General features: G+C 65.6%; 14 protein-coding genes. 4 read left to right on the plus strand and 10 right to left on the minus strand.

The genetic code is table 11. The features are described 5' to 3' along the window. Window positions 1-18 precede the first annotated feature (18 nt). The 6 genes from OQF70_RS01875 to cyoE form a co-directional block, all read right to left on the minus strand. Window positions 19-447 (minus strand): universal stress protein, encoded by a 429-nt coding sequence (locus tag OQF70_RS01875; protein WP_280535531.1) that lies wholly within the window; start codon window positions 445-447, stop codon window positions 19-21. Between the two features lie 127 nt (window positions 448-574). Continuing rightward, entirely contained in the window at window positions 575-1,264 is a 690-nt protein-coding gene (locus OQF70_RS01880; RefSeq protein ID WP_280535532.1) for a hypothetical protein, read from the minus strand. Window positions 1,265-1,418: 154 nt separating this feature from the next. Continuing rightward, window positions 1,419-3,143, minus strand: a complete 1,725-nt coding sequence (locus OQF70_RS01885) for a cbb3-type cytochrome c oxidase subunit I (protein WP_280535533.1) — start codon at window positions 3,141-3,143, stop codon at window positions 1,419-1,421. Between the two features lie 2 nt (window positions 3,144-3,145). Then, on the minus strand, window positions 3,146-3,688 hold the full coding sequence (locus tag OQF70_RS01890; protein WP_280535534.1) for a hypothetical protein: 543 nt from the start codon (window positions 3,686-3,688) through the stop codon (window positions 3,146-3,148). Between the two features lie 6 nt (window positions 3,689-3,694). Beyond that, entirely contained in the window at window positions 3,695-3,850 is a 156-nt protein-coding gene (locus OQF70_RS01895; RefSeq protein WP_280535535.1) for a hypothetical protein, read from the minus strand. Window positions 3,851-4,064: 214 nt separating this feature from the next. Further along, window positions 4,065-5,465, minus strand: coding sequence for a heme o synthase (gene cyoE / locus OQF70_RS01900; protein WP_280535536.1), 1,401 nt, complete (start codon window positions 5,463-5,465; stop codon window positions 4,065-4,067). Window positions 5,466-5,718: 253 nt separating this feature from the next. Here cyoE and OQF70_RS01905 point away from each other — a divergent pair, with 253 nt between their 5' ends. Both OQF70_RS01905 and OQF70_RS01910 read left to right on the plus strand, forming a co-directional pair. Next, entirely contained in the window at window positions 5,719-6,078 is a 360-nt protein-coding gene (locus tag OQF70_RS01905; RefSeq protein ID WP_280535537.1) for a helix-turn-helix domain-containing protein, read from the plus strand. Next, window positions 6,075-6,419 carry a type II toxin-antitoxin system PemK/MazF family toxin gene (locus OQF70_RS01910; RefSeq protein ID WP_280535538.1) on the plus strand — a complete coding sequence of 115 codons (345 nt, stop codon included), beginning with the start codon at window positions 6,075-6,077 and terminating at the stop codon, window positions 6,417-6,419. The genes OQF70_RS01905 and OQF70_RS01910 overlap by 4 nt, the downstream gene beginning before the upstream one ends. A 217-nt stretch (window positions 6,420-6,636) precedes the next feature. On the opposite strand, the gene queC is transcribed toward OQF70_RS01910, so the two are convergent. The 3 genes from queC to OQF70_RS01925 form a co-directional block, all read right to left on the minus strand. Further along, window positions 6,637-7,350, minus strand: a complete 714-nt coding sequence (queC, locus tag OQF70_RS01915) for a 7-cyano-7-deazaguanine synthase QueC (protein WP_280535539.1) — start codon at window positions 7,348-7,350, stop codon at window positions 6,637-6,639. A gap of 70 nt (window positions 7,351-7,420) precedes the next feature. After that, window positions 7,421-8,272: a 7-carboxy-7-deazaguanine synthase QueE gene (locus OQF70_RS01920; RefSeq protein ID WP_280535540.1), complete on the minus strand. Its 852-nt coding sequence runs from the start codon at window positions 8,270-8,272 to the stop codon at window positions 7,421-7,423. A gap of 4 nt (window positions 8,273-8,276) precedes the next feature. Then, on the minus strand, window positions 8,277-8,744 hold the full coding sequence (locus OQF70_RS01925; RefSeq protein WP_280535541.1) for a 6-pyruvoyl tetrahydropterin synthase family protein: 468 nt from the start codon (window positions 8,742-8,744) through the stop codon (window positions 8,277-8,279). Window positions 8,745-9,079: 335 nt separating this feature from the next. Between OQF70_RS01925 and OQF70_RS01930 the strand changes: the two genes are divergently transcribed. Further along, complete coding sequence (locus OQF70_RS01930) at window positions 9,080-9,613, plus strand: hypothetical protein (RefSeq protein ID WP_280535542.1); 534 nt, start codon at window positions 9,080-9,082, stop codon at window positions 9,611-9,613. A 222-nt stretch (window positions 9,614-9,835) separates the two neighbouring features. Here the strand turns inward: OQF70_RS01930 and OQF70_RS01935 are convergent, their stop codons facing one another. Further along, window positions 9,836-11,008 carry a type I restriction enzyme HsdR N-terminal domain-containing protein gene (locus OQF70_RS01935; protein WP_280535543.1) on the minus strand — a complete coding sequence of 391 codons (1,173 nt, stop codon included), beginning with the start codon at window positions 11,006-11,008 and terminating at the stop codon, window positions 9,836-9,838. A gap of 80 nt (window positions 11,009-11,088) precedes the next feature. Between OQF70_RS01935 and OQF70_RS01940 the strand changes: the two genes are divergently transcribed. Continuing rightward, a complete protein-coding gene (locus OQF70_RS01940) occupies window positions 11,089-12,255 on the plus strand; it encodes a hypothetical protein (RefSeq protein ID WP_280535544.1) in 1,167 nt (388 codons plus the stop codon). Window positions 12,256-12,398: the final 143 nt, after the last annotated feature.

A 12,398-nucleotide genomic window follows, 5' to 3' on the forward strand; every position in this document is an offset into this window, starting at 1 on the left:
CGAAGCGGTCGCCGACCGTCACTCCTCGATCCGGACGGTCAACACCGGCACCGGGGATTGCTTGACGACGCGCTGGGAGACGCTCCCGACGATGTTCCGCTCGTAGTTGTCGCCGCTCGTCCCCATTACCACGAGGTCGATCCCGGCGTCCTCGACGTACTCGATGATCGCGGGCGAGGGGTCGCCGACGTCGACCGCGGAGGTCGTCGCGATCCCTCGATCGGCCGCCGCGTCGACGGCGGCGTCGACCGCGGCGCGTGCCTGCGCCTCGAGTTCGTCGCGGACCTCGTCGACGCGGTCGTCGTCGAGGGTCAGGAAGGACCGGTCGTCGACGACGGACAGTACGTGCAGCGTCGCGTCCCGGGTTTCGGCCATATCGAGGGCGTACTCGAGCACCGCGTCCGCCTGCTCGGTGCCGTCGGTGGGGAACAGGATGTGGTCGAACATCAACAGGGGAATCGACGCCGGTCGGAAAGGTAAGCTTGCCGTAACTCGCTCGGCGTGCCCGGCGTGGGGACGGATGTGGAACGACCGAGGCCCGGTGGTGGATCCCGATGCGCCGACCGCCGGCGACTCAGACGGTCCGGATGAACCGGCGGAGGGTCTCGCCGTTCTCGTCGCGGAGTTCGATCTCGAACTGCAGTCCCGAGGGTCCCTCCGAGAGCGATTCGCGGGAGGCGGAGACCGCATATGGCGGCTCGTCGCTCCGGTCGAGCACCTCCCCGCCGGAGATGATCACGACGTGATCGACGCCCTCGGCGTTCTCGAGCTCACAGCTGACGGTCTCGCTGCCGGTGTCACAGACGAGATCCGCGGTCACGTCGCCGCCGTCGGTGCCGAGTCCGGTGGTGAAATCGAGCACCATCACGCCGGGCAACAGCGTGCCGAGGATCACGACGACGAGCAGGAACGTCCCGAAGTTGATCTTCGAGCCGTGTTTGACGACCCGCCTGACGAGCGGCTGGCTGGCGGTCCGCCGGAGTCGGATGATGCTCGGAACGACGACCAGGTGGGTGAACGGTCCCCACGCGATCACGACGAAGCCGTACGCGAGGACGTACCGCAGGATCGCGACGTCCGGCCAGTAGGCGTGCAGGACGTTTCCTCCCATCCACAGGAAGAACCCGAGGAAGACGAGCGCCCCGCTCTTCAACCACCGCCAGATCGGGGTGTTCGAGCAGTAGACGCTCAGGAGGGTTCGCCAGCCCTGGCGAACGATGCTGTCGAGTCGTATCGGGAGGGAGATCCGTGAGGTGTCGGTCATTCGTCGTGTTGGTCGTTCGGGCGTGGTTTGGTCCGGTGGGTCGAGTGTGTCAGTTCGGTCGTCCGGTGGGTCGAGTGTGGTCGGTTCGATCGCCCGTCGGTTCAGGGATGATCAGGTCGATGCAACACGGCAGGCGGGCGATCGACGCGTCAACTCACGCGCCGATCCCCCACAGCTGGGTCACCAGGTACCAGTTCAACACGTAGATCGCGACGAAGGTGGCGAGGAACACGAGACAGAGCGTGAAGGTGCCCCGGAGTTCGATCGCGTGGATCGACTCCCCGCCGTCGGCGTGGAGACCACCCTCCGGCAGCAGCCCGGCGTCGTCGCCGTCCTCGATCCGGTCGCCGAACAGCAACGAGGCCACGGAGACGACGATGAAGAGCGCGCCGCCCAGGATCGCGAGCAGCGCGAAGACGCCGAACACCATGAATATCGGGATCGCGGCCGAGAAGCTGAACTCGGAGCCGGGGATGTTGCGAACGACCTCCGCGGTCCGCCGGGGGACGCCGTAGAGGATCCCGGCGTACATCATCATCAGCGTCACGATGCTCATCGCGCCGGCGTAGCCGTACGGGACGAGAAGCGCCAGGGTGTTCGAGATGAGGTCCCGTCTGAACATCGTCTGGATGACGAAGAAGACGAGCCCCATGAACGCGAGCGTGGTCCCGAGCACGACCGTGGCGTGGAAGTGCCCGACCGCCGCGAAGGTGTTGTGCCAGGTCATGTTCACCTGGATCTGGCCCATCACGACGCCCGTGATCCCGCCGAGGAAGCCGAAGAGGATGATGCTGAAGACCGTCGAGGCGAACACGGGGTTCTTCCAGGGCGCGGAGGTGAGCCACCCGAAGAGCCCGCTGCCCTGTCCGCGACGTCGACGCCCGGCCTCGATCCCGGCCGGGATCGCGAACGCGTGGATCATGCTCGCGAAGGCCGCGCCGTAGAACGCATAGGAGGTGTTCCAGATCCGCCAGCCGGCGGAGACGCCGGGGTCGACGAGCAGGTGGTGGGCCGCGCCGAGGTTGATGAAGAACAGGTACATCACGAACGCCGTTCGCGAGACCTTCTCGGAGACGACGACCGCGCCGCCGACGACGTGGGTCAGGAAGTACCAGACGGTGATCATCGCCAGCAGGTTGATCTGTTGGGTTCCGTGGCCGACGATCCAGTAGAGCTGCCGGTAGATGCCCGGGTCGACGGACGCGATCAGGTCGACCCGCCAGGCGAAGGCGTACGCGAACGCGGCGATCCCGCCGAGGATCGCCTCGACCGCGATGATGCTCGTGATGAACGCCCCGAAGGCGACCAGCGGGAGCGTCCGGCGTTTGCCGCGGGTCGCGTTCCAGATGGTCACGAAGAACGGCAACGCGGCGATCGTCGCCCCGAGCAGGAAGACGATCGCGGCGCCGTAGAACCACGGCGAGACCGGCAGCGGGACGTAGGCTGTCAAAAGCGGCGCCTCGTTGGGCGTCTCGGTCAGCCAGATCGCGGCGTTCACCCCGATCGCGCCGAGCGCCATCACCACCCAGCCGGCGGTGGCGACCCGCCGGATCGGGAGCCGCTTGCCGAGCACCATCGGCCCGCCCACGTAGAGGATGGCGATCTCCATGAAGACCATCCAGAAGATGAGCAGGTTCCACGCGTGGGCGCTCAGGTGCGTGTAGAACTGGCTCGGGTCGAGGAGGCCGATGAACTCCCAGCGCGTCATCGCGACGGTGAAGGCGAAGATCCCGCCGAAGGCCAACGCGATCACCGCGGTCAGCCCGTACAGTTTGACGTGATTCTCGACCGACCGATGGACGTCGAGGCCGGTCACCGAACAGGTCCGGAAGCCGTCCGCATCGTAGTCGTTGCCGAAGAGGGAGGCGATCGCCGACATCGTTACCCCTCCACCACCGTGAAGCGACCGTGCATCGTTCTGTGGCCCTGTCCGCAGAACTCGTTACAGACGACGTGGTAGGTGCCGGGCTCGTCGAAGGTCATCGGGATGACCCACTCCGATCCGGGGAACACCTGCAGGTTGATCTGCTTGTTCAGGTTCTCCTCGGGCCGCACCGAGAAGCCGTGTTGCACGTCGTAGGCGCCGAGGTGGATGTCGTACTCGTGGCCGGCCTCGAGGACGACCGGAAGGCCGTCCCAGTTGAACCGCATCGCGCCGATGTAGACGTCGTCGCCCGGCGGGACCAGGCCGTCGTCGACCTCCTCGGCGGCCTCCGTGTACTCGGCCACGCGCTCCTGGTACTGGTCGGGATCGACGTCGTAGGTCGTCCCGATCGGGTTCTGGTCGCCGAACTGGGTGAACCCGGCCATCCAGGCGAAGATGCCGACCGACCACGCGCCGGCAAGCCCGAGCCAGATGGTCTCGCGGCGGTTGACCGGGGACTCCCACCAGTCGTCGTCGGGGTCCTTGAGTGGATCACTCATCGGGGATCACCTCGCGGGCAGCGACGTGAGGTCGAGCAGTCCCCACCCCACGTAGGCCACGAGGAAGAAGACGAACGCGGCCAGGGCGAGCAACCAGATGCGGTCGTATATGCGCTGCATCGCCGGCACGTCGGCGGCGTCGCGGGTCCGATCCTGACTCATAGTTGACTCACGTCCCGAGGATACGGACAGTCCCCCCGTGGGGGTTGTCGCGTACATGTTCGACGGGCGCTTTCGGAACGCAGGATGCCGGGCGAACGTATTCGTGGACGAGAACGGGTGGTCGGTCGGGAGCCGAGATGGGGGTGGGAAGAGATCCGGAGAACGGGTGATCAGCGAATGCGGTTCGACGTCGATCCCGAGCCGACGATCGCCCTCACAGCACGAGCGTCTCGAGGAGGATGACGGCGAGGACGCCGCCGAGGTAGGCGTTGGAGGCGTGGAAGCTCCGGTAGGCCGCCTGCTGGACCGCCTCGGCGTCGTCGCGGGCCCCTGCAGTCGCGTACTGGCGGACGACGCTGCGCACGAAGACGCCGCCGAGGACGGTGGTCGCGAGCGCGTAGGGGACGCCGAGGTCGGTGACGCCGCCGAGGAGGACGGCCGCAAGCAGGGTGACGCCGAGCCAGCCGACGATCCGGCGCCGCGTCGCGGTGACGCCCTCGAGCACCGGCATCATCGGGTAGTCCGCGCGGGCGTAGTCGTCGCGGTGGGCGATGGCGAGGTTGTAGAAGTGCGCCGGTGTCCAGCAGAACACGACGACCGCGAGCAGGATCGCCGGGAGCTCGACGGTGCCCGTCACCGCGGCATAGCCGATGAGCGCCGGGAGGGCACCCGAGCCGCCGCCGATCACGGTGTTCCAGCGCGTGGTGGGCTTCAACAGGACCGTGTAGACGTAGGCGTAGTAGACGACCGCCGCCGCGGTCAGCACTGCCGCGAGGACGTTGACAAACGCGACCAAGACCGCCATCGCGACGGTCACGAGCCCGATCCCGAACGCGATCGCTCGCCGGACGCCGACCCGGTCGGTCGCGACCGGGCGGTCCGCGGTCCGGCGCATCTTGCGATCCCGGTCGCGCTCATAGACGTGGTTGAACGTGCCCGCGGCCCCGATCGCGAGGACGCCCCCGCCGAGGGTCGCGACGACCGTCACGCCGTCGAGCGCGGCGCCGGTCGCGGTCGCCAGCCCCATCCCCGCCAGCGCGAGCAGACACAGCAGCCACATCAGCCGCGGCTTGGTCAACTCGAGGTAGGCCCGCAGGCGATCCCCGAGCGCATCGGCGGTCGAGTCGGTGTCGGAGAGGGATGGGTCGGCGTCGGCGGAAGATGGGTCGGCGTCGGCCGACGGCGGGGCGACGTCGGAGGGGGACGGGTCAGCGACGGGGGAAGACGACCCGGCGTCGATCCCCGCGGGCGTCGTCGCCTCCACCTGGACGAGGAGGGTGGCGAGGAGAGTCCCGAAGACCGCGACGCCGCCGAGCAGGTGGAGGCGGCCGTCGAGGGGCGCGAACCCGGAGGCACCCGCCAGCCCGAGCCCCGCCTGGAGGGGATAGACGAGCAGGACGGCGAGCGTGCCGCGGGCGACCCACGGCGAGGCCCCGGAGCGCCGAGCGACGACGGCGGTGACCACCAGCAGGAGGCCGACGAGAACGGCCGCGAGGTGGTGGCCCGCCGTCACGATCGGGCCCGCGTCGGCGGCGGCGGTCGCCCCGAGCGCGACGAGCAGGTAGGTCCCCACGACCGACCGAACGAGCAGCGTCGTGAGCCGTGGTCGATCCATACCGACCCGTTTCCACCCGTCCCCTTCGGGGCTTCCGCCGAACGTGTTCGTGTGTGGGCGATCGGAACGGGGAGTGGGAGGTCGTCGGCGAACCGGGACCGTTGTACGTCACTCTGGAGATTGGACTCGCTGCTGGACACACCAATTTCAGCCTCCACTCTCACAGAACAACTGTCCAAACGTTCCCACTACCAAACGTTCCCAATAACAAACGTTCCAAACAGCTATGTCCCAACAGTTCAAACACTCGTCTATGTCGAGCGGCACCATCGATATCGACGAATTCGAGAACGCCAATACTGACGAATTCGCGGAGCGGAATGACACCGAACGGATCGTGCTGTTCCTCGACGAACACGACAACCGTGCGTGGAAGGCGGCAACGATCGCCGATCGCCTCGAGTTGGATACGGATGCCGTCAGTGCGATCCTCTCGCGATTGAAGGAACGCGGTCTCGTGCGACACAAACGCCCGTACTGGGCGATCACGGACGACGAGGAACGGCTCCGCACCGCCTACCGACTCCACCGACGCCATAAAACTGCGGACGAACAGTATGGAGAGGAGCGTCTCGAGGAGCTCCGGACCGACGAGATGGAACAGGTACAGTGACTGCGTTCGAGGAATTGAAGCGCGGTGACGTCGTCTGGGCGAGCGATCCACTCTCGGAGAAAGGCCGCCCGATGCTCGTTCTGGGAATCCCACGGTTCCCGAACCACGGGGTACAACTCATCACTGTCCTGATATCCACGAGGACCTATCACGAAGACTCACTCACGCTTCGAGATGATGACTACCAGGGCGATCCACTCGGGGAACGAAGTCACGTCCTCCCATGGTCGCTTGCGACCCTCAACAGCGCCGCAGACGTCGACCACCATCTGACTGCTCTCGTCGACGAACGAACCGAGGATGTGGCAAGCCAAGTGGTCGACTACGTTTCCTCCCCATAGCGACACCGAGGTAGCGAATCGTGGCTCTCTCAAGGCCGCCGTTTCCCGATGAGCGACCCGCTTCTTGGACGTCTCGTCGGCAGAGGCCGCTGGGGTGACCCAAACACCCGTTACCGTGTCGCTGAAAAACGCACTCAGGAACGACCGATGTCACGCACCCCAAATCGCGCCGCCGACATCGTCGAGGGCACCGACGACGCGTCCGGCCCGTGATCGACTATCGATCGGCGTACTCGGGGCGGGTCGCGTAGTCGATCGGGTCCGTCAGGCCGGCCTCCTGGAAGGCCTTGAGCCGGTAGGCGCAGGCGTCGCAGGTCCCGCAGGCCGGCTGTGACTCGCGGTAGCAGCTCCAGGTGATCTCGAAGGGGACGCCCAGCTCGTGGCCGCGGTCGGCGATCTCGGTCTTCGAGGCGTCGACGAACGGCGCGACGAGGTCGATCGACGTGTCGGGTTTCGTTCCGGTCTCGATGACCTGCTGGAACGTCTCAAAGAACGCGGGCCGGCAGTCGGGATAACCGGAATAGTCCTCGCTGTGGGCGCCGATGAAGACGGCCTCGGCGTCGGTCGCCTCGGCGTAGGCGGTCGCCATCGCCAGCAGGTTGGCGTTCCGGAAGGGGACGTAGCTGGAGGGGATGTCGTCGCCGTCGAGGTCCGCGTCCGCGACGTCCAGCTCCTCGTCGGTCAGGCTCGAGGCGCCGATCCGGGCGAGGTGGTCGGTCTCGATGTGGAGGAAGTCGGTGACGTCCAACCGGTCGGCGAGGGCGCGGGCGCACTCCGACTCCACGTCGGCCGTCTCCTGGCCGTAGGTCGTGTGGAGAAGCCGGAGGTCGTAGCCGCGGTCGCGTGCCTCGAAGGCCGTCGTCGCGCTGTCCATTCCGCCGGAGACGAGGACGACCGCGTCGCCCGTCGTGTCGTCGTGTGATCGTGTCATGGTGGTGTCAACGTTCGTGATCGGTGTGGTCGTGGTCGGTGCGTCCGGTGGTGGGACTCCCGGCGATCGGTCACGTCTCGGGGGCGTCGTTCCAGAGGTCGACGTGGAGCCGCGGCGTGTACCGGAACCCGTGTTCCATCGCCAGCTCCGCGGTCACCTCGCGGGTCTCGGCCAGCCGCTCCCGGGTGGCGCCCTCGGGCATCAACAGGACGTCGGCGTCGTCGATCGTCGCGTCGGCGGCCTCGCGCAGGCGGTCCACGAGCCGGGTGATCTCCGGGAGGTCGTCGCGACCCGTCACGACGAACTTCAGCTGGGTCGGGTAGGTTTCGACCAGCTGTGCGAGGGCGTCGACGTCCAGCCGGCGATCCTCGTGGCGGGCCGCCCAGTCGTCGTCCCCGGTCGGGGAGCGGTCGGCGGTCGGCGTGCTGCTGGCCAGCTTGGGGCTGACGCTCGCGAGGTCGATCGCGGCGTCCCGATAGACGGTCCCGTTGGTCTCGACGGTGGTGTGGTAGCCGGCCGCCCGAAGGCGATCGAGCAGGCGGACGACGGGGTCGTGGATCAGGGGCTCGCCCCCGGTGACGACGACGTGGTCGGCCGCGTCGTGGTCGGTCACGCGGTCGACGATCGTGTCCACGTCGAGCCAGGCGTGGGTCGGCTCCCAGCTCGTGTGCGCAGAGTCACAGAACCAACACCGCAGGTTGCAGCCGCTCGTGCGCACGAACACGCTCGGGGTGCCGGCGAGCGTCCCCTCGCCCTGGACCGAGTAGAACAACTCGTTGATCGGCAGCCCCTCTCCCTCGGCGTCGCCACGATCGGCGGCGGCGGCGTTGGCGTCGCGGTCGTCGCTGCGATCGGCGTTGGCGTCGGCGTCGTCGCCATCGCCACCCGCCGAAAGCCCGTCCACGGAGTGTGAAACCGGCATCGGCCTAGGGCCGTCCCCCGGCGGCGAGTTCGCTCGTCTCCCGAACCGTGACCGTCACCTCGTGGACGGTCTCGGGCAGCGCCGCCAGCAGCCGGCGCTCGAGCACGTGGCTCATCACCTCGGCCGTGGGCGGGCGCTCCAGGACGACGACCGCGTCCTCGTCGCCGCTGTCGGCGAACGCCGCGATCAGCGGGTCGCCCGCCTCCAGCAGGAACCGGTGGTCCCACTCGTCGATCACCGCGGTGACGGCGCCCTTGTCGACGACCCAGCCCGCCTCGGTCAGCGCGCCCGTCACGGTGACGCTGACGGCGTAGTTGTGGCCGTGTGGTCGGCTGCACTTCCCGTCGTGGTGCTGGAGGCGATGGCCCGCGCTGATCCGGATGGGTCGATCGCCGCCGATCCGCAGCGTCCGCACGGCGTCGTCGTCGGTCGTCTCCCGACGATCGTGTTCGGACAGGGTTCGGTGAGTCATACTCGAGGATTATCTAGAGAATATATAAATGCAAGTACATCGGGATTGATGGACAGTGTTCGGTGAGGGGAGTGGCGGTCAGGAAATCAGAGAATGCAGTCTTTGAAGTGATTCTTCCCATATATAAGAGAACAAGGCACAAGATATTGTTTTCACCCTTATCTAGTCGAATCACCTAACGGAACGAACCTGCGTCGTGAACACTACTTCAGCTACCAATTAGTGATAATCTTTTGCTGGAGTGTACGTTATGAGATACTTATCTCACACAGTGGATTATTCACATTCGATTAAATGTCAGCAGATTTTTCATTCTCGGAGCGCAGCACTGGTATATGAACAGACGAGAGCTACTTACTACCACTATTGGCACGGCAACATTGGCAGTATCCGGGTGTACTGAAGGAACTGATACCAGTAGTGGAGACACTGAAGAGAGTTCAGAGGAAACCGATTCAGGTAATGAAACTGAAGGTGAACAAGGGGACTCGGGTGCTGCAACTGAGGACAGAGTAGAGACGCCTGAGCCAATATGTGAAACTGTGATGGAAACCAGCAATTATGAACGTCAGTCACTGACTTTTGAAGTTGATTTTAATCAGTACATTCGTGTGACTATCAGTAACAAATCTGGCTTTCGGACTCGCGTGACGCTCACTCACGAGGATGAGGGGCTTATATTCGGTGAATCGGTAGAATCTGAAGAGGAACAACTATTCCGCGTTCACGACCCCGGTCACGAGTATGGGGTAATCGAAGAATTAACCGGAACGTGGGTCGCGCGTTACGAACCGCACAACGATGAACAAGACACCTATGGATATGCTAAGATTCAGGTATGTGACGGCGCATTCGATCTTGAGCAATAGACTTTCTATCTTATACATATGTCTTGACAGTTGTCAGATGGTTCGTGATTGTCCACATTGTCTCGTTGGTCTATATCTTGCACGAAGAACTTGATAGATTCTGGATAAGTCGCGGTCTCCCACGCGATGTTATTCATCTGCATCCGGCGATCGTGACCCGAGCCGATTCAAACCAGAGATCGGCCACTCACCGACACGATCACGGGCCCTCGACCTGCTTCTTCATTCGCCGTCGACGCCGACCTGCTCCGCCATCTGAACGATCTTCCGTTTTTTGTCGGCAGTACTCTGGTGGGTTTCCAGAAAGACGCCGTCAAAGATCTCCTTCGGCATATACATCTCGTCGCCGTTCTTGTGAGCGTTTTCGGTGTTGAGCAGGTATCGAACGTTGCCGGACGCGATCGGCAGATCCGCACGGGTGAGATAGCCCTCCGCAAACAGATGTCGGATGAAGGCGATGAAGTCGTCGACGGCGGTCGTGTCCTCGCGCAGCTCCACGTCGTCCTCGGTGCGTCGGATCCCGGTTGCATCCTCGATGGCGTCCCAGAACGATGCCGCGTCGGTGGGAGGAGCGTCGTCAGTAGCGGGAGCGTCGTCGGTGATTTCGGGCGCATCGCCGGACCGCTCGGAGCGATCGGTGGTGCGTGAACCGGACGCCGTGTCGGAATCGGTCGTGGTGTCGGGATCGGCAGTCGATCCGGTGTGTTCGGTCCGTGCTTCGAGGTCGGCGATCAGCCGATCGATGAGTTCCTTGGACTCGGTGGTCGCCTCCTGTGAGACGACGTCGCCGACTTCATCTGTGACGGCGCCCGCAAGGCGATCGGCGATCTCGTCCTTGCGACGTTCGAGCGTCTCCCGGGCCCGCCGGATCTCGAAGATCCGTTCGGCGAGCTCGCCGGCGTGGCCCGACGTCAGCGCGTCCTTCGTGAGCAATCGGACGTACTCCACGTACGTGGGGAGTTCCTCGACCGACAGCTGTGCGACTGCCCGGATGGTCACGCCGTCGTCGACGTTCTCGCGGCGGTAGATCTCGTACCGATCGCCGTTCGCGAGGAGGCCCCAGTCGACGTCGGTCTGTCGCAGATACGAGTGGAGCTGCTCGCGATGGGAGTCGGTGATGGTCGTGTCGTACCCCTTCGCCTCGACGAACAGGACCGGCGCGGACCCGTCAGCCGAGAGCGCGTAATCGACGTAGTTGCGTGTGGTGCCGATCGTCACCGGATACTCCAGCTCGGCGTCGAAGGCGATGTCCCACCCGAGCAGCTCGAGGAACTCCCGAAGAAGCTTCGACTTGGTGTTGTCCTCGTTCATCTGGGGATAGCGTTCGGTGACCTCACGCGTCCGCGAGACGAATTCGGAGAGCTGCGAGGAGGTGATGGCCGCGTCGTCGGGCATACGCGATCGTATCGTGGTTCCCTGTTAAGCGTTTGTCCGCACGACCGTAGCTTCTTGGTGACGGCGATCGAGACTCGCGTATGGACGAGGCGGCGGTGTTCGACCACGTCATCACGGCGCTCGAGGACCGGGACTACGATCCACTGATCCACGTTCCCGAGGCACACAGCGAGACGTACGCCGACGTGCTGGATCGATGTCGACGACACTCGATCACCATCCGCGGGCGGTATCCGGACGTTCTCGGGTTCACGAACCGGAACCGGGTGTTCGCGATCGAGGTGAAGGGCTCCGCGGGGCTCCTGCGTGGCATCGGCCAGGCGCTCACCTACCAGGAGGGCGCCCACGTCTCCTACCTCGCGGGGGACGCGACCGCCGTCGATTCGCATACGTCCCTGCTGCGGTCGAAGGGCGTCGGCGTGATCGGCGTCGACGAGGCGGGCGTGAGCGCCTGGCGGCCGCCGCCGCGGGCGGAGTCGAGCACCGAGGTGGCCGACATCGAGGGGCAGCTCTCGGTGCGGCTGCGCGGGGGCGAGTTCGGCGGCGACGTCACCACGCTGAGCCTCGCCCAGCCGCTCAACTACCTCGCGCCGGTGATCGGGATCGACGGCGCGGGCCCGCTGGCACGCGATGAACTCGACGACCTGATCGCCGCGGAGTACGGCTTCGGCGCGGGCGAGAGCGCCATCACGAGCGCGCAGACGTTGGGGCTCCTCGCGGCCGGCTCCCCCTGCCGATTGACCGACCAGGGGGAGCTGTCGGCGACGGTCCTTCGGGGCTACGGCGTGCTGGACCTGGCGGACCTGGACGCGGTGAAACGGGAAACGCGGGGCAGCACCGTCTCCGAGTCCCACCCGCCGCTGGCGATCCTCCTGCGGAACGCCTTCGCGCGGCATCCGGAGTTCGGGCTCCTCCTCGACGCCCTGCGCGCGGAGGGGCCGGAGGCCCACTTTCTCGACCTCCTCGAACGCCTCGTGCACGAGTACCCGAACGTCTTCCTGAGCGCGATCTGCACCACCCACGGCGCCGAGCGCGCCCGCAAGCTGATCGAGCGCGGCGAGACCGAGCGGATCTACGCGGATCCGGACGTCTGGCGCGACGTCGTCCGGAACAACGTCCTGTTCAACTTCGTCCAGCAGCTCAAACACGTCGGGATCCTGGCGCCGGAGACGCGGAGCCACAGCGGCGCGATCGACGAGTACGACCCCGACGAGAAGCCGTGGATCGTCGCGACGAACGCCTGGTGAAGCGGCCGGTGCGCCCATAGCTGGCAACCGGCCGGGTCCAGTCCGGATCCCGGGCGTCGACGGGACGGGACGGGACGGGACCGGCAGGGCCGGAGGCAGACGGTGGACCGTCGGGGCCGATACACACAGGACCCTTATGAGGC

The organism is Halopenitus sp. POP-27, assembly GCF_029889855.1.
Lineage (GTDB): Archaea > Halobacteriota > Halobacteria > Halobacteriales > Haloferacaceae > Halopenitus > Halopenitus malekzadehii.